This window comes from Pontibacter populi, assembly GCF_040278685.1.
Classification (GTDB): domain Bacteria; phylum Bacteroidota; class Bacteroidia; order Cytophagales; family Hymenobacteraceae; genus Pontibacter; species Pontibacter populi.
Genome location: NZ_JBEOKT010000006.1, coordinates 273,870 through 296,341, shown reverse-complemented (window position 1 = coordinate 296,341; position 22,472 = coordinate 273,870). Strand labels below are relative to the sequence as shown.

At 45.3% G+C, this 22,472-nt stretch carries 25 protein-coding genes; 9 read left to right on the top strand and 16 right to left on the bottom strand.

Features of this window, described 5'->3' with window-relative positions:
* Nucleotides 1-82 precede the first annotated feature (82 nt).
* Both ABS362_RS09340 and ABS362_RS09335 read left to right on the top strand, forming a co-directional pair.
* Nucleotides 83-421, top strand: a complete 339-nt coding sequence (locus tag ABS362_RS09340) for a PadR family transcriptional regulator (RefSeq protein ID WP_199109914.1) — start codon at nt 83-85, stop codon at nt 419-421.
* A 2-nt stretch (nt 422-423) separates the two neighbouring features.
* Nucleotides 424-2,922, top strand: a complete 2,499-nt coding sequence (locus ABS362_RS09335) for a GIN domain-containing protein (RefSeq protein ID WP_350412164.1) — start codon at nt 424-426, stop codon at nt 2,920-2,922.
* A 458-nt stretch (nt 2,923-3,380) separates the two neighbouring features.
* Here the strand turns inward: ABS362_RS09335 and ABS362_RS09330 are convergent, their stop codons facing one another.
* The 3 genes from ABS362_RS09330 to mce form a co-directional block, all read right to left on the bottom strand.
* Nucleotides 3,381-4,808: a CCA tRNA nucleotidyltransferase gene (locus ABS362_RS09330; RefSeq protein WP_350412163.1), complete on the bottom strand. Its 1,428-nt coding sequence runs from the start codon at nt 4,806-4,808 to the stop codon at nt 3,381-3,383.
* A 159-nt stretch (nt 4,809-4,967) separates the two neighbouring features.
* Complete coding sequence (locus ABS362_RS09325; protein ID WP_350412162.1) at nt 4,968-5,540, bottom strand: L-threonylcarbamoyladenylate synthase; 573 nt, start codon at nt 5,538-5,540, stop codon at nt 4,968-4,970.
* A 98-nt stretch (nt 5,541-5,638) separates the two neighbouring features.
* The gene (gene mce, locus ABS362_RS09320; RefSeq protein WP_350412161.1) at nt 5,639-6,040 is read right to left on the bottom strand and encodes a methylmalonyl-CoA epimerase; all 402 of its coding nucleotides are present in this window, start codon (nt 6,038-6,040) and stop codon (nt 5,639-5,641) included.
* Nucleotides 6,041-6,150: 110 nt separating this feature from the next.
* On the opposite strand from mce, the gene ABS362_RS09315 reads away from it, so the two are divergent.
* The 4 genes from ABS362_RS09315 (at nt 6,151) to ABS362_RS09300 (ending at nt 8,630) form a co-directional block, all read left to right on the top strand.
* A complete protein-coding gene (locus ABS362_RS09315) occupies nt 6,151-7,365 on the top strand; it encodes an IscS subfamily cysteine desulfurase (protein ID WP_350412160.1) in 1,215 nt (404 codons plus the stop codon).
* A gap of 87 nt (nt 7,366-7,452) precedes the next feature.
* Complete coding sequence (gene iscU, locus ABS362_RS09310) at nt 7,453-7,866, top strand: Fe-S cluster assembly scaffold IscU (protein ID WP_018478387.1); 414 nt, start codon at nt 7,453-7,455, stop codon at nt 7,864-7,866.
* A 17-nt stretch (nt 7,867-7,883) separates the two neighbouring features.
* Nucleotides 7,884-8,291: a hypothetical protein gene (locus ABS362_RS09305; RefSeq protein ID WP_350412159.1), complete on the top strand. Its 408-nt coding sequence runs from the start codon at nt 7,884-7,886 to the stop codon at nt 8,289-8,291.
* Between the two features lie 12 nt (nt 8,292-8,303).
* On the top strand, nt 8,304-8,630 hold the full coding sequence (locus ABS362_RS09300; protein ID WP_350412158.1) for a HesB/IscA family protein: 327 nt from the start codon (nt 8,304-8,306) through the stop codon (nt 8,628-8,630).
* Nucleotides 8,631-8,761: 131 nt separating this feature from the next.
* On the opposite strand, the gene ABS362_RS09295 is transcribed toward ABS362_RS09300, so the two are convergent.
* The gene (locus tag ABS362_RS09295; protein ID WP_350412157.1) at nt 8,762-9,697 is read right to left on the bottom strand and encodes a sterol desaturase family protein; all 936 of its coding nucleotides are present in this window, start codon (nt 9,695-9,697) and stop codon (nt 8,762-8,764) included.
* 126 nt (nt 9,698-9,823) lie between these two features.
* On the opposite strand from ABS362_RS09295, the gene ABS362_RS09290 reads away from it, so the two are divergent.
* Nucleotides 9,824-10,015 (top strand): hypothetical protein, encoded by a 192-nt coding sequence (locus ABS362_RS09290; protein ID WP_350412156.1) that lies wholly within the window; start codon nt 9,824-9,826, stop codon nt 10,013-10,015.
* Nucleotides 10,016-10,041: 26 nt separating this feature from the next.
* Here ABS362_RS09290 and ABS362_RS09285 read toward each other — a convergent pair whose 3' ends face one another.
* The 5 genes from ABS362_RS09285 to ABS362_RS09265 all read right to left on the bottom strand — a co-directional run bounded on the left by ABS362_RS09285 (nt 10,042) and on the right by ABS362_RS09265 (nt 13,963).
* Nucleotides 10,042-10,605, bottom strand: a complete 564-nt coding sequence (locus ABS362_RS09285; protein ID WP_350412155.1) for an HD domain-containing protein — start codon at nt 10,603-10,605, stop codon at nt 10,042-10,044.
* A gap of 58 nt (nt 10,606-10,663) precedes the next feature.
* The gene (locus tag ABS362_RS09280; protein ID WP_350412154.1) at nt 10,664-11,503 is read right to left on the bottom strand and encodes a potassium channel family protein; all 840 of its coding nucleotides are present in this window, start codon (nt 11,501-11,503) and stop codon (nt 10,664-10,666) included.
* A 55-nt stretch (nt 11,504-11,558) separates the two neighbouring features.
* Complete coding sequence (locus tag ABS362_RS09275; RefSeq protein ID WP_350412153.1) at nt 11,559-12,092, bottom strand: RlpA-like double-psi beta-barrel domain-containing protein; 534 nt, start codon at nt 12,090-12,092, stop codon at nt 11,559-11,561.
* A 305-nt stretch (nt 12,093-12,397) separates the two neighbouring features.
* Entirely contained in the window at nt 12,398-13,141 is a 744-nt protein-coding gene (locus ABS362_RS09270; protein ID WP_350412152.1) for a TVP38/TMEM64 family protein, read from the bottom strand.
* A 3-nt stretch (nt 13,142-13,144) separates the two neighbouring features.
* Nucleotides 13,145-13,963, bottom strand: a complete 819-nt coding sequence (locus ABS362_RS09265; RefSeq protein WP_350412150.1) for a rhomboid family intramembrane serine protease — start codon at nt 13,961-13,963, stop codon at nt 13,145-13,147.
* A gap of 168 nt (nt 13,964-14,131) precedes the next feature.
* Here ABS362_RS09265 and ABS362_RS09260 point away from each other — a divergent pair, with 168 nt between their 5' ends.
* Both ABS362_RS09260 and ABS362_RS09255 read left to right on the top strand, forming a co-directional pair.
* On the top strand, nt 14,132-15,967 hold the full coding sequence (locus ABS362_RS09260) for a glycoside hydrolase family 3 protein (protein WP_350412149.1): 1,836 nt from the start codon (nt 14,132-14,134) through the stop codon (nt 15,965-15,967).
* A 67-nt stretch (nt 15,968-16,034) separates the two neighbouring features.
* On the top strand, nt 16,035-16,730 hold the full coding sequence (locus ABS362_RS09255) for a DUF6565 domain-containing protein (protein WP_350412147.1): 696 nt from the start codon (nt 16,035-16,037) through the stop codon (nt 16,728-16,730).
* A 59-nt stretch (nt 16,731-16,789) separates the two neighbouring features.
* On the opposite strand, the gene ABS362_RS09250 is transcribed toward ABS362_RS09255, so the two are convergent.
* The 7 genes from ABS362_RS09250 to ABS362_RS09220 all read right to left on the bottom strand — a co-directional run bounded on the left by ABS362_RS09250 (nt 16,790) and on the right by ABS362_RS09220 (nt 22,469).
* On the bottom strand, nt 16,790-17,305 hold the full coding sequence (locus ABS362_RS09250) for an NUDIX domain-containing protein (protein ID WP_350412146.1): 516 nt from the start codon (nt 17,303-17,305) through the stop codon (nt 16,790-16,792).
* A 59-nt stretch (nt 17,306-17,364) separates the two neighbouring features.
* Entirely contained in the window at nt 17,365-18,390 is a 1,026-nt protein-coding gene (locus ABS362_RS09245) for an SDR family NAD(P)-dependent oxidoreductase (protein ID WP_350412145.1), read from the bottom strand.
* A 94-nt stretch (nt 18,391-18,484) separates the two neighbouring features.
* Nucleotides 18,485-19,255: an outer membrane beta-barrel protein gene (locus tag ABS362_RS09240; protein WP_350412144.1), complete on the bottom strand. Its 771-nt coding sequence runs from the start codon at nt 19,253-19,255 to the stop codon at nt 18,485-18,487.
* Nucleotides 19,256-19,459: 204 nt separating this feature from the next.
* Nucleotides 19,460-20,332 (bottom strand): M28 family peptidase, encoded by an 873-nt coding sequence (locus ABS362_RS09235; protein ID WP_350412143.1) that lies wholly within the window; start codon nt 20,330-20,332, stop codon nt 19,460-19,462.
* Between the two features lie 98 nt (nt 20,333-20,430).
* Nucleotides 20,431-20,631: a hypothetical protein gene (locus ABS362_RS09230; protein WP_350412142.1), complete on the bottom strand. Its 201-nt coding sequence runs from the start codon at nt 20,629-20,631 to the stop codon at nt 20,431-20,433.
* A gap of 119 nt (nt 20,632-20,750) precedes the next feature.
* A complete protein-coding gene (locus ABS362_RS09225; RefSeq protein WP_350412141.1) occupies nt 20,751-21,344 on the bottom strand; it encodes a hypothetical protein in 594 nt (197 codons plus the stop codon).
* Nucleotides 21,345-21,488: 144 nt separating this feature from the next.
* Nucleotides 21,489-22,469: a M48 family metalloprotease gene (locus ABS362_RS09220; RefSeq protein ID WP_350412139.1), complete on the bottom strand. Its 981-nt coding sequence runs from the start codon at nt 22,467-22,469 to the stop codon at nt 21,489-21,491.
* Between the last annotated feature and the right edge of the window lie 3 nt (nt 22,470-22,472).

Sequence of the window (22,472 nt, the reverse complement as noted above, 5' to 3'; positions counted from 1 at the left end):
TTTCGTAATTATTTTTAAACAGTACCTTGCTTTACATAGTACCTTATATTATATTTGCTTCATCATTATAAACATCACCATCATGAAAGTAGAAAACACACAAGTGCAGATGCGGAAGGGAATTCTGGAATTCTGCATCCTTGAGATTATCTCTCGTGGTGAAGTATATGCGTCCGATATGTTGGAAGAGCTGACAGCAGCCAAGATGATCGTTGTGGAGGGAACCCTTTACCCATTACTAACCCGCCTCAAAAACGCGTCGCTTCTCGACTATAGCTGGGTAGAGTCCACATCAGGGCCTCCCCGCAAATACTACACCCTCACCGAAACCGGCAAGGCCTTTCTGGAGCAACTCCGCGACACATGGCAGGAACTGGTAGAATCCACCGACTTCATTATTCAAAACAAGAAAGCTAATTAGTCATGAAAAAGAATATAAGCATCAACTTACAAGGCATCATCTTCCATATAGAAGAAGATGGCTACGAGCAGCTGAGCAGATATTTGGCTTCTATCCGCACGTACTTCTCGAATTATGAGGGGCACGAAGAAATAGTTGCTGATATAGAGCTGCGAATTGCGGAGATCTTTTCTGCACGGCTTTCTGCTGGCAAACAGGTTATCTCGCAGGAAGATGTGCAGTACCTGATCGCCAGAATGGGTAATGTTACAGAGTTCGAAGTGTCTGAGCCGGAAGAGGAAGAGATTCCTAACTATAAAACAGGCGGTGCGGCAGGTGCTGCAGGGGCAACTGGGGCTTACACTACACCGGGCACTAAAAAACTATACCGCGACATAAACCGCAAAGTAGTAAGTGGCGTGTGTGCTGGTATAGCCAACTACCTGAACCTGGATGTAGTATGGGTTCGCCTGTTCTTTATCCTGTTTGTAGTGCTAGGTGTATTATCTGCGGGTATTTCAGCAATGGCTGCCATTATACTATACATTGTGTTGTGGATTGCCATGCCTGAGAGCTTAGAGTTACCTGAAACAGATGTAAAAAGGCTTTTCAGAGACCCTGACGATAAGAAATTAGGTGGCGTGGCCAGCGGTATAGCCAAGTATTTTGGCGTTGACGTGGCTGTTGTCCGCATCCTTTTCCTTGTCTCTATATTCCTGGGCGGCTTCGGGTTACTGTTATACATAGTTTTATGGATAGCGGTACCCGAAGCGGTAACGCTTACAGAACGCATGCAGATGCAGGGCAACCCGGTTACACTGGCAGGAATAGAGCAGACCCTGAAAGATAACCTGAACATGAAAGACCAGTATGGCCAGGAAAATACGCTTGCCAAGATCATTTTACTGCCTATTCGCCTTATTTCCCAGATCATAAACTGGTTAGGCAAAGCGTTAGGCCCGGTGCTCGGTTTCCTGATCGCGCTGATCCGTGTTGCTGCCGGCATTATACTGTTACTGGTTTCTGCGTCGCTTATAGTTGGTCTTTTTGCTGCGTTCTTTCATGGCATGGGTTGGGTTAACGATAACACCTTTATGCAAATGGAGCCGTTTGACTCAACTATCTGGCTAGGTGGATTTCCCATATTCGGATTGGTTGCAGGTCTTATTGTAGGCCTAATCCCCCTTCTGTTCTTAATGCTGCTTGCAATCGGCTTACTTGCTAAACGCTTCTTTATGCGCCCTACCGTGGGCTGGTCGTTGTTCGGAGTTTGGGTACTGGCACTTATAGTTATGATTGCCTCCATTATCTCTTATAGCGGTAACTTTAAACGCAGTGGGGAAATAACGATCACGAAGACTATTCCTGCTGCAGGTGTAAGCGTGCTGGATGCCTATGACATGGACCTGCAATACAACAACCTGTATGTAGATGTGCGTGAACATAATGGGGCCAACATCGAAGTAATTCAACAGATTGAAGCAAAAGGACGAACTGAAGAAGATGCCAAAAATAACGCCCGTATGGTAACTTACCGCGTGGTGCAGCAGGATTCGACCTTACGTTTTGATAACAGCTATGAGTTTAAGAAAGGTGCCAGCTTCCGCGATCAGGACCTGACCATCGTACTAAGATTGCCAAAGGATAAACCATTCCGCTTAACTCGTGAGTTTGTGTACTTATTGCCAAGCGCTACTTTCGACCAGGATTACGGTTATGATAAGATCGTTAGAAACACCTGGAAAGCAAAAGGCGATATGCTGGAGTGTATTACCTGTGCCACCGATACTTTAGACACTGAAGAGCCAGGCGAAGGTCTTAACACTGCTGACTTCGAAGCCAGTGAGATCGGCGATCACGAAAGCGTACTCGACAATGAAAGAGATTATGGCTCGAACACGAAAACTTTTCCTTACGAGAACTTCGACCGCATCAGCATTGCCGGACCATTCCATGTGCAGATAAAGCAAGGCAACCGCCACCAGGTAACCGTACGTGGCAACCAGCGCGATATCAACAAACTGGAAGTAAATGAAAATGGCGGCGAGCTAACTATAGAATCGGAAGACAAAGTTTTCAATTTATTTGAAGACCGCGATCCGGTGCTGATACAGATTACTGTGCCTGAGTTAAATGGCCTGGAACTAGGTGGAGCCATTAAAGCCGATGTGATCGGTATTAACACAAATGAGCTGGACCTTGAGCTTGCCGGTGCTGTACAAGCAGCCATTAATGTAAGAGCAAGAACTATACGCGCCGACATTGCAGGAGCCACAAGCACACGATTTACGGGTACTACCGACCGTTTTGAACTGGATGCTGCCGGTGCCTGCAAAGTGAACGCCGACCAGTTGCGCGCCAGCGATGTTATAGTTGAAGCAAGCGGAGCCAACAAAATAGATGTATATGCTACTTCCAGCCTTACTGCCGATGCATCAGGTGCAAGCCGTATCTGCTACAAAGGCAACCCGGCCAGTAAGCAGATAAATGCTGATGGTGCCAGCAAAGTAGAACGCCAGTAAACTATTGGCTATAGCTTTACAAACAAAAAAGCGGGCTGAATCATTTTTACCAGATTTAGTCCGCTTATAACACAGCCTCAGTACAAAATAAAACTATATACTTTACCTGATATTTAACACGTTATTTAAGTATCACCCTTGTTTAGTTGTTTGATGATTCTGCACGGCTTCTCCCAACCCAGGGAGAAGCTGAAGCAGCAACTACTTCCCTCTAACTACCATTTCCCTTTACTTTTTATTGCCAACCAGAAGCTAAACTATAGGTTAAAATTACTCCAAGGCACAGCCATCAGCTTAGGGAACTATAGTATGAGATATGAAAATATTTTGTTCTGCCCCGAGAAAGAATATAAGCTATAGTGAAAAGGAAGCGTTATTGTAAAGCTGGTAAAAGCTATCCGATGTACGAGAGAATAACATAAAAAAGGGAGCGTATTTTACAGCTACGCTCCTTTTCTTTATAAGGACTTCTTATTTACAACCTGAAGGCCTTTTTGCTCACCTACCTGTAGCAGGTAACTATAGGCTTCATCAAATTCGTTTTTAACTTTTCCTTCCAGTATCGCTTCGGTCAGCACTTCTTTCAGGTCGCCCACTGTTTTAGATGGTTTCAGATCGAAGGTTTCCATGATGATCTCGCCGGTAATCACGGACTGGAAGTTTCGTAGTTTATCACTCTCCTCTACTTCAATCAGGCGTTTCTCTACCTTATCAAAGTTCTGGATGTAACGCTTTACTTTCACATCGTTTTTTGAGGTAATATCGGCGCGGCACAGTGCCATCAGTGCGTCTATATCATCGCCAGTCTCGAATAATAACCTTCGGATAGCTGAATCTGTAACGGTATCTTTTACCAGCGCGATCGGGCGTAAATGCAACTTCACCAGTTTCTGAACAAAGCGCATGTGCTCGTTAAGCGGCAGTTTGAGGTCTTTAAAAAGCTTGGGTACCATGCGAGCACCGCGGTCTTCGTGCCCATGAAAGGTCCAGCCAACTTTTGGAGCGTAGCGTTTGGTGTCGGGTTTGGCTATGTCGTGTAATATAGCCGACCAGCGTAACCACAGATCACCCGAAACCTGCGCCACATTATCGAGCACCTGTAGCGTGTGGTAAAAGTTGTCTTTGTGTGAGTTGCCGTTTTTGGTCTCTACGCCATGCAACTCTACCATTTTCGGGAAGATGAGATGCAACAGACCCGAAGCAAAAAGCAGTTTAAAACCGTAGCTCGGCACAGGCGCAAGAATGATCTTATTCAGTTCGTCTGTAATGCGCTCCTGAGATACTATTTTAATGCGCTCCTTATTATCTGCTATGGCATCAAACGTATCCGGGTCAATGTCAAAACCAAGCTGAGTAGCAAACCGGATGGCGCGCATCATGCGCAGCGGGTCATCTGAAAAAGTAATGCCAGGCGCTAAAGGCGTACGGATAATCTTCCGTTTCATATCCTTCAGGCCATCAAACTCGTCGATCAGTTGGCCATAGTTGGCTTTGTTCAGGCTGATGCCCAGGGCATTGATGGTAAAATCGCGCCGTTTAAGGTCATCATCCAGCGTACCAAGCTCTACTTCGGGTTTGCGCGAGTGTTCTCTATAAGATTCTTTGCGGGCGCCTACAAACTCTACTTCCCAATCATTATAGCGGAGCATGGCTGTTCCAAAATGCTTGAAGACAGCTACTTTAGGTTTATGCGGCAATTGTTGTGATACTTTTTCGGCAAGCGCAATGCCATCCCCGATGCAAACTACATCAATATCTTTGGATGGCCTTTTCAGCACCAGGTCCCGCACAAAGCCACCGATCACGTAAGCATCTACTCCAAGCTCTGCCGCTGCAGAAGCCACCACATCAAAAACAGGATTATCGGGCAGTTTTATAGTTTCCATCAAAAAATAAAGCCTCAGGTGGTTTTGCCACACCTGAGGCGCAAAAATAAGGTATTAAATCGAAAGCACCTTAGCAGGACAAAAGACAATTAGGCAAAGGATAAGAGCCAAACTATAGTTAGCCTGTTGTTGGATGCCAGAAAATTGCCTGTCTATAGTTTACTCCCGTATTGTTTCTGTTTTGCCGTTGGCGTTTATTTTAACAATGCGTGATGGCTTAGCCTCCATATCTTCATCCTGTCGCCAGCGTACCACATAGTCCACCCGTTTTTTTAATTCTTCATCTATCTCTGCAAACTTAGACGGCGATTTACCTCCACTCAGGTTAGCAGATGTAGAAACCAATGGCCTGTCGAGCTGGCGGATAAGTTTATGGCAAAAATCATCCTTTACGACACGGATAGCTATTGTTCCGTCGGGTGCAACTACTTCTTTCGGTAAATTCTGGGCTCCTTCAAAAATATAGGTGGTGGGCCTATCCTGTTCTTCCAGCATCTTCTCAAACGCATCGGGCACTTCCTTTACATAATGCTTCACCATCTCTACATCCGCTACCAGAATGATCATCGATTTTGATGGGTCACGCTCTTTTATTTTGAAGACTTTTTGTACTGCTTTGGCTTCCTGCGCATCGCAGCCAATCCCCCAAACCGTATCAGTCGGGTACAGGATCACATTGCCCATCAGCAGTTCTTCTTCAGCTGCCTGCACTTCCCTTACTAAGTCTTTCATAGTTTCAGTTGTTTAATTGTTAAATGGTTTAATTGTTGAATTGCTATAGTTAAACTATCAGGTGAGTTAACAATTAAACAATCCAGCAATTTAACAATCTATCGTATTTCCTGTGTCAGTTCTATCAGCACGCCGTTGGCACTTTTAGGATGCACAAAGCAAACCAGTTTGTTATCAGCGCCTTTCTTTGGTTGTTCGTTCAGCAGAATAAAACCTTCCTGTTTCAGGCGCTCCATTTCTGCTACAATATCTTCTACTTCAAACGCGATATGATGGATGCCTTCTCCACGTTTTTCTATAAACTTTGCAATGGCGCTATCAGGGTTGGTAGCTTCCAGTAGTTCTATTTTAGTTTCGCCAACTCTAAAGAACGACGTGTTTACTCCCTCCGACTCCACATACTCTGCTTTATACGGTTCTACGCCAAGTAATTTATAGTATAACCCGTTTGCTTCACTAAAATTTTTAACGGCAATACCAATGTGTTCAACCTTCTTCATTTTTTATTTGTAATTAGTCTAAGTAAGTAAAATTTAGTATTTTTGCACCGAATCAAAACTAATCAATTCTGCCAACTGTTATGGTAGCAGAGTTAAAAGAGATAAGTGCTATGCTAACATTTCCGATATATTTAGACAACAACGCTACTACCCCGCTTGACCCACGCGTGCTGGATGCGATGATGCCTTACCTGACAAACAAGTTTGGTAATGCCGCATCACGTAACCACGCTTTTGGCTGGCATGCTGAAGAAGCTGTTGATTACGCCCGCGAGCAGATCGCTTCGCTTATTAACTGTTCTCCAAAAGAGATCATTTTCACTTCTGGTGCTACTGAGTCTGATAACCTGGCTATTAAAGGTGTGTTCGAAATGTACGCGACCAAGGGTAACCATATTATTACGGCTACTACCGAGCACAAGGCTGTTCTTGATACGTGCAAGCACATCGAAAAGCTTGGTGGTAAGGTAACTTACCTGAAAGTGAACGAAAAAGGTCTTATCGACCTGAAAGAACTGGAAGAAGCGATCACGGATAAAACGATCCTGATCTCTATTATGTATGCCAATAACGAAGTTGGTGTTATCCAGCCGATCCGTGAAATTTCTGCTATCGCTAAAAAGCATGGTGTACTGTTCTTTACAGATGCTACGCAGGCGGTAGGTAAAATTCCGGTTGATGTAGAAGCTGACGGAATAGACCTGATGGCCTTCTCTGGTCATAAAATGTACGGCCCTAAAGGAGTTGGTGCACTTTATGTGCGTCGTAAGAACCCACGTGTTAAAGTTACTGCCCAGATGGACGGTGGCGGACACGAGCGTGGTATGCGTTCTGGTACGCTTAACGTAACTGGTATAGTTGGTTTAGGTAAAGCCTGCGAGCTTGCCAAGCAGGAAATGGAAGCTGATACAGCCCGTATCTCTGCAATGCGCGACCGTTTAGAAAAAGAGCTTTTAACTATAGAAGAGTCTTATGTGAACGGATCTGTAGAGCACCGTTTGCCACACGTTACCAATATCTCTTTTAAATATGTAGAAGGCGAAGGCCTGATGATGGGTGTGAAAGACATCGCAGTTTCTTCGGGATCCGCCTGTACATCAGCATCTTTGGAGCCATCTTACGTATTAAAAGCGTTAGGTTTAAGTGATGACCTGGCTCACTCTTCGCTGCGTTTCGGTTTCAGCCGATTTACTACTGATGAAGAAGTGGACTATGCCATCAACCACGTAAAAGAAGCAGTTGCCAAACTTCGCGAAATGTCTCCGCTTTGGGAGATGTTTAAGGAAGGTGTTGACATCAACTCTATTGAGTGGGCAGACCATTAAGATAATTAATAATGTATAGTGAGTAATGAATAATTGCTCAGAACATATTAGTCATTCATCATTAACAATTAGTAATTAAACAAAGCTATGGCTTATTCAGATAAAGTAATTGATCATTATAACAACCCACGCAACGTTGGTACGCTTGATAAAGCGAAGAACAATGTGGGTACCGGCCTTGTTGGTGCACCTGAGTGTGGCGACGTAATGCGCCTTCAGATTGAAGTAGATGAGAACCAGATCATCACGGATGCTAAGTTCAAGACGTTCGGTTGTGGTTCTGCTATTGCTTCTTCATCGCTTGCAACAGAGTGGTTAAAAGGTAAGTCTGTTGACGAAGCATTATCTATCGACAACATGGATATAGTGGAAGAACTGGCATTACCGCCTGTTAAAATTCACTGCTCTGTGTTAGCGGAAGATGCAATTAAGTCTGCTATCAACGACTATAGAGTTAAGAACGGCCTTCCAGCATTGGAAATGCCTAAGTCTCACCACTAAGAAACCCGGACTCACGAATGGAGTCGAAGACAGATGTGCACGTTGAGAGTGCACGCATTCAGAAGCAGATTGAGAACCACTTAGGAATAAGCGGCAGCAGTCTGCTTTTTGAGTTTCGCCAAATGGACAACAAGGTTCGCCTTGACCTGATCACGGTAAATCCGCGTCACAACCAGTCGTTCCTGTTTCATACAGAAGTTGGTTATGATCGCGTGGATGTACTCCGCAAAATGTGGGAGTATGTGCAGAATTACCGTGATAAGGAAAGTTCTTTTACAGTACAGTGGATGGCGCGCGGCGACAAGGAACTGAATACATCCTACTTCCGGGCGCGTAATATGTACGAGGCGCTTGATAAATTATACTTTGGCCGCGACATGAACACTATTACCGTTTTCAGTGTTGTAATGAACCCGGTATCTTAAAGATTTATAGTTATGATAACAGTATCAGATAAAGCAAAAGAGAAAGTTATTAAACTGAAGCACGATGCGCAGTTAGATGACACGTTCCGTTTGCGCGCATCTGTTGCAGGCGGCGGATGCTCCGGCCTTTCCTATAACCTTGACTTTGATGATGAAGTGAAGCCAATGGACCAGGAGTTTGAAGATAAAGGCATTAAGGTAGTGGTTGATATGAAAAGCTTCCTTTACCTGGCTGGCACTGAACTTGACTTCTCTGATGGATTGAACGGTAAAGGCTTTTACTTTAATAACCCGAATGCCAGTCGTACCTGCGGTTGCGGAGATAGCTTCTCAGTTTAATAGAAACCCAATATACATCAAACAAAACAGGCAGCTAACTATAGCTGCCTGTTTTGTTTGACAGTGATCTATAGTTATAAGAAAATTAGTAGAAACAGCGCTGGAGCGATTCTATAGTTATAACTACAAAGTCAAACCTTTTCCTTAGCGAAAGTCGGCTTTGGGGCTTTCATCACTTCTACTTTCATCTCTTCTTGCTGCTTGTTTCGTTTAATAACTATACTGCCCGGTGGATTAAAGAGCACTTTCCATGCTTCGGAAAACGAGCGGCATCTTGCTACGTCTTTCGCTATATCTACCCACTCATGAAAAACCAGGTAAACCGGATTATAAGACGTTACAGGAGTAGTTAAACCATAAACCGGCTGATTTACTTCCGGCTCAAAAGTACCGAATATCCGATCCCAGATAATGAAGGTGGATCCATAGTTACGGTCGATGTACTCGGGGTTGGAACCATGATGTACCCGATGATGTGAGGGCGTTACAAAAATATACTCAATAGGTGCCGGTAACTTTTTGACTAACTCCGTGTGTACAAAAAACTGGTAAAGCACTGCAGCCTGGTGGCAAATAAAAAAAGTAAGTGGATCGATTCCTAATAAGGGAATAGGTAAAAAGAAAACGAACTTTAAAGGAGCAGTCCAGCTGGTGCGGAGCGATATCAGGAAATTCATTTTAGTGGAAGAGTGGTGCGTAACGTGTGTTGCCCACCAGAACCGTTGCTCATGCGATATGCGGTGCGCCCAGTACCGGCAGAAATCCACGGCTGCAAAGCAAACTATAAATCCCCACCACGCGCGAGGCATTGCCCAAGGCACCTTACTATAGATCCACATCGAGATCGCAAACAACGACACCTTTAACCCGATCCCTATAACCGCATTTCCCAAGCCGATACCGAGTGCCGCCAGCGTATCATTCTTTTCGTAATAATTCCGGTTCCTGTAATAACTTATCAGCAACTCAACTATAACCAGCCCAATAATTACTGGAGCCAGGTAAATCATGATATTATTTTCGCTGAGTTGTTGGAGCTCGTCCCAGGTGTAAAGTTTTTTCTCCATACGCTACTTCCGTTGCTTTTTGTAAAACGGAGGTAACTATAAAGAGTTGGTTAGCATATACTATAACTTTACCCTATTTCAGATTACACCAGCAACTTTGTACCTTTGGGTTGTAAAACTATAGGTATGAGAATTCGGAAGAAAGTGAAGGCTGCTTTACCAACTACTGGCAACAGGTATGCCGCTATAGATGTGTTTGTAAAAGCTGCCGAAAAGGAAAACTGGTCGGAACAGGAAATACAGTTTGTGATAAACGAAGTGGTAGAAGCCAAAGATGAAAAAGAAGGCTTCGAGATACTGAGCGACTATATGCAATAAAAAAGCGGGCTCCAGACCCGCTTCGTTTATACCTGTGCCCCAGTTTGTGGCTGTAGTTGCAGTTCGACCTGGTTTTGTTGCAGCACCTGAATAATAAAGGCTATGTGTTCTTTCATATCAACCTCAAACAGCTCTGCGCCAATCCTAACTTCGTCCCGATCAACAGAGGCGGCAAAACTTTTCTGACCCAGTTTCTTTATCACTGATTTCGGCTCCAAACCTTCCAGCCGCTGCGGCCTGACCTGCGCGCAGGCAACTATAAAACCAGTCAGTTCATCGCAAGCCAGTAATGCTTTATCCAGCAAAGTATCATACGAAACACCCCAGTGCGTGTAATGCGCTGAGATGGCGTGCGCAATTTCTTCCTCGCCTCGTTCGCGCAGCAGGTTTACAATAACATTCGGGTGCTGTTCCGGGAAAGCCTGGTAATCTGCATCATGCAACATGCCTGTAACGGCCCATTTCTTTGCGTCTTCTCCAAGTTTTGTAGCATAGGCTTCCATTACCAGTTCTACGGTGCGGGCGTGGCGCAAAAGGCTTTCGCTGGTTGTCATCTGGGTTAGTATTGTTCTGGCTTCTTCTCTGGTCATGAGTATGGTATAGTTACACTTCTAAAATAAGTGTTTTCTACGTTTCATCAAACTTAACTTATAGTTGCGGTGGCGGCTGAGGGGGGTTATAGTTTCCAGTGCTTTTTAAAACTGCCTGCAGTTCGGCTCTCAGTTCTTTTATTTCGTGTTGCAGCGCTTTAACCTGCTTGGATCCGGCAAGCTCTCCTTTTGAGCTTTCAGCATCCCTATCAATAAAAAAGGTAGCGAGCGTTGCCGTAAAATAACCAAACACCGCAAACCCATAAACGGCGAGCAAAAAGCAAAGCACACGCCCCTCAGCAGTAACCGGAAAATAATCACTACCTATAGAGGTCAGTAGCATAACTGTCCACCAGAGTGCTTCGCCGTAAGTATTAAGGCCATGATTATTTTCGAAGGCATACATTCCGGCTGCGCCTGCTACAATAACAATAAGTGTCAGCGTTAATACATACCCGAAAGCACGGCGTTGCATGGCATTACCCAGGCTCCGCATGCCCCTGTTAATAGAACCGATCACTTTAACCAGCCTTAGCCCGCGCACTGCCCTGACAGAGCGCATTACCCGGAACAAACGTGCCAGCCTGAAAACACGCAATGCAGGTACTGCCAACGATATAGTTGTTAGTACGTTATGCTTTAAAAATTCAATTTTACGGGGTGCCAGGATGATCTTGATAATGAAATCAAGAATAAAGATGATCCAGATCGTGGTGTTAATGTACTGCAGTATAGGTGAAAGCCCTCTGATAAGCTCTATGACCAGTAAAACCAGCCAGATAATTCCCAGCACTACCATCGGGACCTCAAGGGTGTGCTGTAAGCGGTTCAGGAGTTTGTATCGCTCCCTTTCCAGTTGTTTTGCTTCCTGTTGCTGTAACCGTTCCTGCTGCTGCATAGTTGCTTGTAAGCCGGGCAGGTGCTGGGTGCTGCAATACCCGGTTAAGAGTTAACTAATTGGTTACGGCAACTGCTGCGCTTCGTTGGGTTGGTTGTTCAAATTTGGCAATGCCTACATTTTTCCAGAAACCCATTACTTTATCTTTCCGGCCAACCAATATATCAACCTGGTTCCGGAACCTCCTGTTCATCACATCACGCACAATATACAAGCCATCCAGATCATCAGAAATACCGGAGACCCAAAGAGAATCTCCGAACTCCAGATCGCCGCCCCAGCGTGCATGCAGGTTACGTGATACAGCCAGCCAGCGGTGCTTGCCCGGATCTCTGCGGTTTATTCTGGAACCATCTGCAGTTATAAAGGGAGTACTATCGGTTTGGTGCGGTTCGGGGTGGTAAACAGAAGCGGAAACTTTAAGGGTTGGGAGAGGTATCGGAGTGGCTCTTGGGGGTTCAGGAATTGCGAGCCATTTTTCTTCACTTTCTATATTTGAGGAGGCAGGTTCTAACTTCAGTAATGAAAATTCTTCGGCGACGGCAACTATAACAGAAAACACAGCCGCAAGTATTTTGTACCTAATCATAAGAAATCCTTTTAGTGAAACATCGATTTGGCAACAACAAACCGCTTAAACGACACTTCAGGATATAGGTTATAGTACTATAGGCTGGAATTGATAAAAAGGTACTTTTTTAATAATTATTTATACTTATAAATTTCCTAAAAAATGATACAACTATAAAAACATAGCTATAGCTATATATAGCGCACTACGTAATGCTCTTAATGCAAGGGTTTCAGTGGTTTGACTCACATATACCCCGACTCTATGAATGCATTAATTGTATAAATATGCCTTCAAAAACAAAGCTTAAAACAGGTCTTTATCTAGGATTTAGGAGCAGATTTATTTTTGTAATATTTATCATACAGCACATACCCGATAAACAAAACAAGGCTTACAGCCGATACCCAGATAAGTCCGGTCTTAAGGCGTTGATTGTTCTCGCCGAGCCAGGCAAGCAACACTGTAAGCGGCACAATTCCGGCTATAGTTGCAAGTATAAACTGCCAGTAGCGCATGGTGGCAAAACCAGCTACAAAACTGACGGCATCGTTAGAGAGGAACGGAGAGATACGCGCAATTATAATCGCCCAGATCCCATATTCATCCATAAACTCAGAAACCTTGCGCTCTGCTTTTGCACCTATCAGTTTGCTTACGCCTGCCTCGCCTACACTTTTACCAATTATATAGCCTATAGTTGACGAAACCAGAACGGCCGCCACTGCAATAACAGATCCCCATACTGGTCCATATGCAATAATGGCCACCAGCATCAGCAGCACCACATTTACAACCAGCAAAAACATCTGGGCAATCATCGCCAGCACTATAAAAAACGGACCCCAGAAACCAAACTGGCTTACCCACTCCGATATGCGCTGCTTATCGCCGCTGGTCAGCACCTGCCAGCCTTCGTTTATAGTTTGTTTAAATTCAGGAAAAATAAAATAAGAGCTAACCAGGGCCGCAATTATAAGCCCAGTAATGATCATAGGCCACTTGCTTTCTTTAATTTCTTCTTTATGTTGATGGTCAGTATTACTGTTTTTTTGAAGCTCGGTCATGTATCAGGTTTTTTTCCGCTCCTTTACAGACGCAGAATGCTGCAGAAGGGTTGGTTTTTGGCCAGGTTGAGTATCAGGTTTTAAGGTATACACAAAGGGCTTAGTATCTTTTGCATTGGGCGTACTATAGTTTATAGTATAGTGTATGTAATAAGGCACAAATGTATTGCTGGTATGGCGCTGCGTTATATCTGGTTGTATGGCTATAGTTGTATCCGAAGTCTTCCTTTTCCTGAAAGGTCGCTGCCCGTAGATGATCACAGCTATTAATCCGGCAAACATGCCGGCCAGGTGCCCCTCCCACGATACGCGCTCCTCTTTCGGAAACAAGCCATAGAACAAACCACTGTACAGGAACAGCACGGCAAAGGCCACGGCCAGCGCACCACGGTCGCGGGTTATAAATCCTCTGAAAAGCAGGTAACCAGCCATACCATACACTACCCCACTTGCCCCAATGTGGTAAGCCTGCCGCCCGATAAACCAGGTAAATACCCCACTCAGGATATAAACCAGCCCGATCACGTTTGCCCCTTCTCGCCTGTGTATAAAAAGTATAAACCCCGAAAGCAGCACCAACGGAAAAGTATTGGATAAGAGGTGTTTCAGATCGGCATGGATGAGCGGGCTCAGGAACACACCAGTCAAGCCAAAAAAGCTACGCGGATATACCCCCAGAAATGCCAGGTCTGCGTCGGTCAGGTATGCCAGCAAATGTACTAGCCAGATCAGCACTACAAATAACAGCCCCGGCAGAAAACTATAGGCAAACCGGCTGCTTTCCTGTTCTGTGCTTTCCAGTATTCCGGTCCCTGTGTTCATTTGCTATAGTTATGTGTTTCTGCAGATCAAAAAGTAGCCAAAATTGCGTAATAAACCTATACCAGGTAAATCAAAAGCCCCTGCAAAACAATTGTTTTACCTAAAATTACAGACAAGTTAAAACCTAATCTGAGATAAAAAGTAAGTACAGAAGTGTTTTACTCGACTATGCGTTGCTTACGTTACCACCCTGCGGCTAAGCCATTTTATCATTTACTGCTTTTTGTGCTGCCATTCTTGCTTTGGAACTGCGAAGGTTCCGACGCGAGCCGCCATGCCCAACAGGAAGAAAATTATGCCCCTGAAGAACATGTACCTTACATACGACCGGCTTCAATAATAGAGGCGCTTGAAAATCCGTCTTCGCGTTGGGTCGATTCGGTATTTAATACCCTTACCCCGGAACAACGCATTGCGCAGCTTATTATAGTAGAGGCTTTTTCAGATAAGGGCCCAAAGTATGAGGCTGATGTAATGCGGCTAATCAAAAAGTACCAGGTTGGGGGTATCATATTTTTCCAGGGAGGACCAGTACGGCAGGCTAAGCTAACCAACAAGTACCAGGCAGCAGCAAAGGTTCCGCTTATGATCGCGATGGACGCTGAGACTGGTGTGGGCATGCGCCTGGACAGTACGGTGCAATACCCGTTTCAGCAGATGCTGGGCGCTATTGAGGATAACGGCCTGATCTACCAGATGGGGGCTGAGGTTGCTTCAGAGTTCAAGCGACTGGGCATGCACGTAAACTTTGCTCCCGTTGCCGATATCAATAACAATGCTGCCAACCCTATTATTGGTTACCGCGCCTTCGGCGAAGACCGCCTGGATGTAACAGCCAAAAGCCTGGCCTATATGCAGGGCATGCAGGACAACGAGATATTGGCCACAGCAAAGCATTTCCCGGGCCATGGCGATACCGACGTGGACTCGCATTACGACTTACCCATTATACCCTACGACAGGCAGCGCCTCGATTCGCTGGAACTATATCCTTTTAAGGAACTAATTAAATATGGGATCGGCAGTATCATGGTGGCTCACATGCACATCCCTAAGCTCGATTCCGCCAGGCTTCTGCCATCTACCCTATCCAAACCTATAGTTACAGGGCTGCTTAAAAATCACCTTAAGTTTAAAGGGTTGATATTTACAGATGCCATGGTAATGAAAGGCGTTACCAAATACTTTGAACCTGGCGAAGCGGAAGTGCGCGCCCTGATGGCCGGAAACGATATACTGGAACGACTGAATAATGTGCCCAAAGCCATACAAGCTATAAAGGCAGCCATAGTCAGAGGGGACCTTACACAAGCGGAAATAGACCTGAAATGCCGTCGTGTTTTGGCTGCCAAGCAATGGCTGGGCCTCGACAACTATAAACCCATAGAGTTAAACAACCTTTACGAAGACCTGAACCCACCTATCGCAGACAGTACCAACCGTATATTGGCGGAAGCTTCAATTACCTTACTCCGTAACTACAAAAAGATCATTCCTGTTAAGCAACGTCGCAGAACCCGTATCGCTACCGTATCAATAGGTGCCCGCAGAACTACAGTTTTCCAGCGTGAGGCCGATAAGTATGCCAGAACAAAGGAATTTATCATATCGCGTAAGGCTACTAAAAAAGAGATTCTTAAACTTCAAAAACAGCTCCGGAAATATGATGTGGTATTGCTGTCGCTTTACGGGCCTAGCATCAGGCCTAGTAACAACATGGGCTATTCCCCAGAAGCAAAAGCATTGGTTCGCCACATCATCAGAGATAAGAAAACGGTAACTGTACTTTTTGATAATGCTTATGCCATCAACCAGTTCCCGGGGATTGAAGAAAGCGAAGCGCTTATAGTTGCGTATCAGCCATTGTTTCATGCACAGCAGGCTGCGGCACAGGTAGCTTTCGGTGAGTTGAAGGCACGGGGCAGATTGCCGGTTACCGTAAACCAGGATTTCAGGTATGGTGATGGTATCCGGAAAGGAAAAGTGATTGCCACATTACATTAAAGTATCTGGATAATTGGGTATTGCGTATGATAGTTGAGGCGAACAATTGCACTAAAACCAAACCGACATGAACAAGCAAAATAAAACGATGAACTGGCTGGCTGCCATACTATTTTCTGCCGGCCTGTTTGCCTGCGAACAAACCCGAACTGTAGAGGAAGGAGATGCTACCGACCGGGACAGAGATACAACTATAGTTGCCACCACCGGCGAAACTACCGAAGATAAACTGGAAAAGCTGCGCAGCTGGATGAACGAAAAAGCTGACAGAACCGATACTGCCATCCGTGAGAACTGGCCTGAAACTAAAGAGGAGCTCCGCCGCATGAACGAGGACATTGAGCGTAATTTTGATAGCTTATCCACGGAATCGAAGGAAGAATACCGCCGGCTGAAACAACGCTACGAAACCTGGGAAGCACGACAGGAACGTCGCCAAAGCCAGCCACTTGACCCGGCTCTGGTAAAAACATGGGAACAAAAACTGCTGCGCGACTATCAAAATATTTCAACTATAGGCCCATCCAGCATTCGCGAAGCTTACTTAACTTTTATGAGTGAGGTCCGCATTAAAAAACGCAGCTGGACACCAGGAGACTGGGATTATGTAGACCATGTGTACAGCAAACTGAATGAGCGCCGCGGACAGATAGAAGGTCAGATCAGCACATCCGATAAGTTAAAGATCAGAACGTTGCAGGCCGAATACCTGGCCCTGGAAGGTGCCGCCGATACCCGAAACATGCTGAACGAAGTTGAGTAAAAACAAACTATAAAAGGCCGGTTGATTGACCGGCCTTTTATAGTTATATGCTATAGTTGTTACTTCTGCTTCAGCTTAAACCATAGTTGAGAAATGATCGTTTTGGCATCCGGGGTTTGCAATTCCAGGAACTCTTTGGCACTTAACTCCACAATTTCGATCTTCTCGTGCTCATCGGCTTTTCCGCCACCGTCGGTATGCTGCTTGCTTACTTCGGCAAAATATAAAAGTACTTTCTCGGTAGTACCTCCCGGCGACGAAAAGAAGGTATACAAATGCTCCAGCTGATCTACATGGTAGCCTATCTCTTCTTCTATCTCCCGTCTAATACTCACTTCCGGAGCCTCCCCTTCGTCAATCATGCCGGCCACAACTTCAATCAGTTCTGATTCCGATCCTATCCTGAACTGTTTGGTCAGAATAAAACTATCTTTTTCAGTGTCATGCACCAACGCGGCTACGGCAGTGCCTCGGTCAAATTGCTCGCGCTTAAATGTATGGCCATCCTGCTCTACGGTCAGCTCATACATTTTAAAGTAACCGTCATATACTTTCTGTTTGTTTTTGATCTGCATTTACTTTTATGGCTGCCTGCGCAGCGTTAAGGGTGGTTGCTATAGTTTATAGTTTGGTTTTATATTTCATTGTTCTGCATGGCAGCTTTCTGGGTACGCTCCGTCAGCCAAGACATCGACAGGTCGGTTTCGCTCTCGGCGCCTGTTGCCCTGTTCTTACCTATACCACCTTCACCGGGTAAAAACTTATTTATGACCGAGAAAACAGAGGTCATAAAAGCCGGTGAGATGCCATGTATAAACTCGCCAAACATCGCCGGAAAAGTAGTCGTTACCTGGGCATCGCCGTGGCGCAGCGCATCCAGGATACTTTTAGCAGTAGCTTCGGCACTGTTAGATGTTAGCACACTCGAGTCCATGATCTTAAACAAAGCATACTCTTTCTCATTCTGCCCTTTAATAAACGCATGGCGCGGACTACCTGTGCGCACCAATCCCGGTGTAGCGGTTGTAACGGTAATGTTATATTGGTCCAGTTCCGCACGCAGTCCTTCTGATAGACCAACAAGAGCGAATTTACTGGCACTATAGGGCACCAAATGTGGCACGCTTATCTTTCCGCCTATAGATGCAATGTTCAGGATACGTCCTTCGCGACGGGCTTTCATAGCTGGTAAAACGGCCAGCGTAGTATAAACCGGGCCCCAGTAATGTGTTTTTATAGCTTCATCAAAATCCTGGACCGTCATTTCAGTTACCGGCCCGGCATGTATCACACCTGCATTGTTTATCAGCACATCAATCGGCCCGAACTCGTTCTGTACATTCGTAATCGTTTCGCTCACCTCCTGCTCTACCGTTACATCGCACTTCATTACCAACACATCGGCACCTTTACCAGCCAGCTCAAAACGTGCATTTTCCAATTCCTTTTCGTCACGGGAGCAAAGTACCAGCCTCGCTCCTTCTTTAGCCAGTTGCCGTGCCATTACCAGACCCAAGCCACGGGAGCCACCAGTTATCAGCACTACCTTGCCATTAAAATCGTAGGCATTCAGGTTACGGTACACAGCTCTTGCCGCCATTAAAGCACCGGCGCCTGCTGCCAGCCACCAAAGTTTATTATTGTTATCGGTTGTTTTCATAGTGTTTCTGTTACAAGTAAAGCCCTGCCGATTGGCAAGGCAACGTATAGTTACACTACGGCACCAAATAACTCTGGTTAAAAACGTCGGCTACTTACTTGCCCGTCTGGGCTTTCCGGGTAAAGATATTGGTTTTAATTTCTGGTGTGTACATAAATCTGATAACTGCTAACCCAAAATGGTCTTTGCTGTTGCCAGGCGCAAGGCGCGGGCCTACATTATCGAGGTAATCGCTGGATGTAAGGTTATAAATAAGCTCCGGGGCGATGCTTATCTGGTCTGAAAAGCGGAAACGTAGTCCACCGCCAAAAGGTACAACTATCCCAATAGCCGGGTACTTTCTTTCAGGGTCATATGTTGTCTGAGATTCGTCTAGACTGCCGGTACCCGGGTATGAGGTAGCTGTGTAGTAAATGATACCCGCACCCATTTTAACATACGGTACCACAAACCGCTTACGGGACGAACGGTAGCCACCGGAGCCACTATAGCCATCCAGTAGATTATACATTACAGAGCCGGTGAGCTCAATTACATCCGTTCTGAAAGAGAGATTTCGGGGACGTGTCGGGTCTTTTTCGGTGGCGCCAAGTTTAACATAATCCAGGTTAATGCTGGCAGACCAGATCGGGTCGAACTTGTACATGGCTCCTATCCCGAACACAGGTCTGAATTCGTTACAATCCGGTGTTCCGCAGATATCGCTTCGCACGGCAGCTACACCGGCTGTTCCCAGCACCACTACGCCACGCTCAGGAACTTTGCTTTCCAGCATACGCTTACGCAACGCAGATTGCCCCATAGCATCAGACCATGCTAAACCAAGGCAGAGTAAGAGTAAAAAGACTATACTAATCCTGTTCATGTTAAACACAGGTTATTAAGGGTGCAAGTGTTAGAAAAGATAGTAGCTACATGCTTAGAAAAATGCAATACTCTAAAGCATAAGCACTTAAAGCCATAACGTACCAATAGCGTGTTTTAATCTACGCTGGATACTATAAAAAGATAAGCAAAAAAAGATAATTACATCATTATATCAAAATAATGTAATATATCCTTTTCAACTTTATTTTATATCCGGGTGCTTGTCTAAATTCTGATCGGCCAGAACTATAAACTCGATAACGAGTGCAGCCGCATCCGGGAAAAACTGCTGGTTGATCTGTTTAAACTCGTCAGTGGGTTTGTGGTAATGGGCATGATCTTCTACACCAAAATAGATAAATGGTATCTGCCGCTTATGAAACTGGTAATGATCTGATTGATTGGTCCAGTCGTTGTGGCCCTGCTCCGGTTTATCGTGGCCCAGCACAAGGTTAGCGTGTTTACGTGGCTTAACTTTTTCCAGAAGGGGTTTAAAGGATGGGTTATGATAGGTACCGCTGGCGTATAGTTCGCCTTTCGCATTAATGCCCAGCATATCCATGTTCACATTCAGTAGGATATCCTGCAACGGTACAGGCGGGTTATTAAGGAAAGCATTTGCGCCCTGCAGACCTTTTTCTTCGGCATCGGGAGCTAAAAAAATAAGGGTATGGTTTGGGGTAGTGTTCTTAAAGTAGGTGGCTGCCGCCAGCAGCGCAGCTACACCAGAGGCATTATCGTCGGCACCATTGTATACCTCGCCCTTCCGGATACCCACGTGGTCGTAGTGAGCGGTTATAACTATAGCTTTTCCTGATTTGCCGGGAATATAGCCTACCAGATTTGTACCTTCTAGATCAGAACTGTTCCTAGTTGCTATTTTAAAATGCTGCTTATAGTTGTCGTTATAGCTTTTGAGGCCTATTTCCCTAAAGCGTTTTATAATGTACTCCTGCGCCATCTGGCTGCCTTCTGTTCCGCTTGAGCGGCCACCAAGCGAGTCGGCAGAAAGTATGCGAACGTCTTTAAGCAATTGGCCGGACTGCAGCAAAGGTTGCTGTGCAAGTCCGGCCAAGGGTAGGGCTAAAAAAGCCCCGAGTAATAATCTATATATCATAAGGTCAAATTAAGCACAAGGCGCGTTATAAAACAACAGCCTTGCTTAACAATAACCTACCAGCGTACCCAGCTTCTCTGGCCACGAATAGCCAGCTGCGAGTTGAATTTCTTGAAAGGGTCGCTTGCAATTTCTGTTGTTATTCTATCTGTCTGGGCAATTACATTTCCCATCTTTACCCATCCGTTCAGCATTGTATTTTTAACAGTACTGTTTATAGACAGCTGGTCGCGGCTTATATTTACATCTGTGTTCATTTCCTTAGGCTTTAAGTTGGTTATATGTGTCTAACACAACTATTGCAAGGAATGTGCCATGCTACGGCAGGTTTTTTAAAAAGTTATCAAAATTTTAAATCTCATCTACAAATAGTACATTACTTAGTTACTGTAATGTACGCAGGCAGCTCCAAAGGACCAATGGAGGTCTGTATAGTTGGCTTGATCTGTAGTGAGACGGCCGGCTTATTACCACCATTCTGATTTAGAAGCGATGCCAGCTGCAATACCTGGTTCAGGTCCACACGTCCCTGTTCTTCAGCAAGCTTCACCAGCGAGGATACAGTTATGGTGTTCAATCCGTCCTTCAGCTCTACCGGTTTGTCTACCAGTCCTGTTACAGCCTGTTTGCCATCTACCAGTAGCTGCCATTTCAATTGGTTAACTGTCATGGTTCTGTCTTTACTGCCTTCCGGTAGGGTTACCTGCAGGCCTAATGTAGAGGTAGCAGCAAGGTTATTGCTGGATACGGCGCTGAAAAGCCTGCTGGCCTCTGAGAAAGAAAAATCACTGATATCGGATTTATTTAGTAGGCTTACCCCGTTCAGGTTCACGGCATCAATACCTGCCAGGTCATATTTCGCTTCTTTAAAAGCATCTACATCGCTCTTGGTGCTACAGCCAACTATAAAAAGCGGCATCAGCAACCATACAGCCAGCGAGAATATATTCAGTTTTGTGGTATTCATCATAAAGTAAAGTTAAGTATAAAGCTTGAACAGCCCGAACTATAGTTTAGCTTATAAGCACTTTATACGATCATTTAAATTGCAATTCTACAAACTATAGTATTCCTCTGAAACAAAAACAGCCACTTTAGGGTGGCTGTCTATAGTTTAGGTAAGGTATCCGACCCGTTCTCCCTGTTGGTTTACTACGGCTCCCCGGTCTGTTACAAAAAGCGTTTGTATATGATCGCTCTCGAAATAGTAAGGATAATTGCGGTTATTTGTTTTGGTAAGTTTACCGATCACCCGGGCGCTGTTACCGGTTACATATACCAGTTGCAGGCCCTTGGTCACATAAAACTGTTCATTTGGAATAGAAGAAAAATGTACCCGGCTCAGGATATTGCGGCTGTCCAGGGAGGCACGTTGCACCTGTGTCTGTTGTCTGGTGGCCGGACGTGAAACGATCTCGTTGCGGTCTGGCTGACGGCCTTGCGAGCTGGCTATTAACTGCGAGTCGGCGTTGCGCCACCCTTTGCTGATAGAGGCCAACCTGTAACTACGGCCCGGGTGCGTAGCTGAGGTATGTTCTTCTGAAAGAAGGTTGATCGCAGCCTGTGCCTCAGCCAGGCTTGCCCCCATCTTACGTAAAACAAACCCTGAAAACTCATCTGCTTCCAATTCGTCTGCAGGGTTGCTGCCAGCTCTGCTCAGGGTATGCCCGTTCAGGTGGTGCCCGATTTCGTGCGCCAAAATGCTTACACCGCCCCAGTCGGTATGCACGGCATTGTTTATAGCTGCCAGGAAATCCTCATTATATAAAATGTATCTTTCACCGTTATAAATTACGGCAGCAGCGTTCTCAATATTGGCAGCACGCAACTCGAAACGGGGTTTTAAGCCAACCACATCAATTATCTCTTTCACAATATCACGGGCACCAACTGTTTTAGTAGTTGTTACGGTAGAAGCAGTAGCAGTTGACGAGTGCCTGATCAGGACCGGCGCCACAAGTAAAGCAAGCGCCAGCGTTAGTCTTTTTATAGTTGAGTTCATCATATTCTTCATTAGATCAGCCGGATAGTTACAGATCGGTATAGTTCTATAAGCAAGATTGTTGCCAAAAAACGCTCCGCTATACTCCTGCAACTT

Coding starts and splice junctions, on each gene's coding strand:
- ABS362_RS09340 (WP_199109914.1), top strand. CDS start 83: ATGAAAGTAGAAAACACACAAGTGCAGATGCGGAAGGGAATTCTGGAA.
- ABS362_RS09335 (WP_350412164.1), top strand. CDS start 424: ATGAAAAAGAATATAAGCATCAACTTACAAGGCATCATCTTCCATATA.
- ABS362_RS09330 (WP_350412163.1), bottom strand. CDS start 4,808: ATGGAAACTATAAAACTGCCCGATAATCCTGTTTTTGATGTGGTGGCT.
- ABS362_RS09325 (WP_350412162.1), bottom strand. CDS start 5,540: ATGAAAGACTTAGTAAGGGAAGTGCAGGCAGCTGAAGAAGAACTGCTG.
- mce (WP_350412161.1), bottom strand. CDS start 6,040: ATGAAGAAGGTTGAACACATTGGTATTGCCGTTAAAAATTTTAGTGAA.
- ABS362_RS09315 (WP_350412160.1), top strand. CDS start 6,151: ATGCTAACATTTCCGATATATTTAGACAACAACGCTACTACCCCGCTT.
- iscU (WP_018478387.1), top strand. CDS start 7,453: ATGGCTTATTCAGATAAAGTAATTGATCATTATAACAACCCACGCAAC.
- ABS362_RS09305 (WP_350412159.1), top strand. CDS start 7,884: ATGGAGTCGAAGACAGATGTGCACGTTGAGAGTGCACGCATTCAGAAG.
- ABS362_RS09300 (WP_350412158.1), top strand. CDS start 8,304: ATGATAACAGTATCAGATAAAGCAAAAGAGAAAGTTATTAAACTGAAG.
- ABS362_RS09295 (WP_350412157.1), bottom strand. CDS start 9,697: ATGGAGAAAAAACTTTACACCTGGGACGAGCTCCAACAACTCAGCGAA.
- ABS362_RS09290 (WP_350412156.1), top strand. CDS start 9,824: ATGAGAATTCGGAAGAAAGTGAAGGCTGCTTTACCAACTACTGGCAAC.
- ABS362_RS09285 (WP_350412155.1), bottom strand. CDS start 10,605: ATGACCAGAGAAGAAGCCAGAACAATACTAACCCAGATGACAACCAGC.
- ABS362_RS09280 (WP_350412154.1), bottom strand. CDS start 11,503: ATGCAGCAGCAGGAACGGTTACAGCAACAGGAAGCAAAACAACTGGAA.
- ABS362_RS09275 (WP_350412153.1), bottom strand. CDS start 12,092: ATGATTAGGTACAAAATACTTGCGGCTGTGTTTTCTGTTATAGTTGCC.
- ABS362_RS09270 (WP_350412152.1), bottom strand. CDS start 13,141: ATGACCGAGCTTCAAAAAAACAGTAATACTGACCATCAACATAAAGAA.
- ABS362_RS09265 (WP_350412150.1), bottom strand. CDS start 13,963: ATGAACACAGGGACCGGAATACTGGAAAGCACAGAACAGGAAAGCAGC.
- ABS362_RS09260 (WP_350412149.1), top strand. CDS start 14,132: ATGCGTTGCTTACGTTACCACCCTGCGGCTAAGCCATTTTATCATTTA.
- ABS362_RS09255 (WP_350412147.1), top strand. CDS start 16,035: ATGAACAAGCAAAATAAAACGATGAACTGGCTGGCTGCCATACTATTT.
- ABS362_RS09250 (WP_350412146.1), bottom strand. CDS start 17,305: ATGCAGATCAAAAACAAACAGAAAGTATATGACGGTTACTTTAAAATG.
- ABS362_RS09245 (WP_350412145.1), bottom strand. CDS start 18,390: ATGAAAACAACCGATAACAATAATAAACTTTGGTGGCTGGCAGCAGGC.
- ABS362_RS09240 (WP_350412144.1), bottom strand. CDS start 19,255: ATGAACAGGATTAGTATAGTCTTTTTACTCTTACTCTGCCTTGGTTTA.
- ABS362_RS09230 (WP_350412142.1), bottom strand. CDS start 20,631: ATGAACACAGATGTAAATATAAGCCGCGACCAGCTGTCTATAAACAGT.
- ABS362_RS09225 (WP_350412141.1), bottom strand. CDS start 21,344: ATGATGAATACCACAAAACTGAATATATTCTCGCTGGCTGTATGGTTG.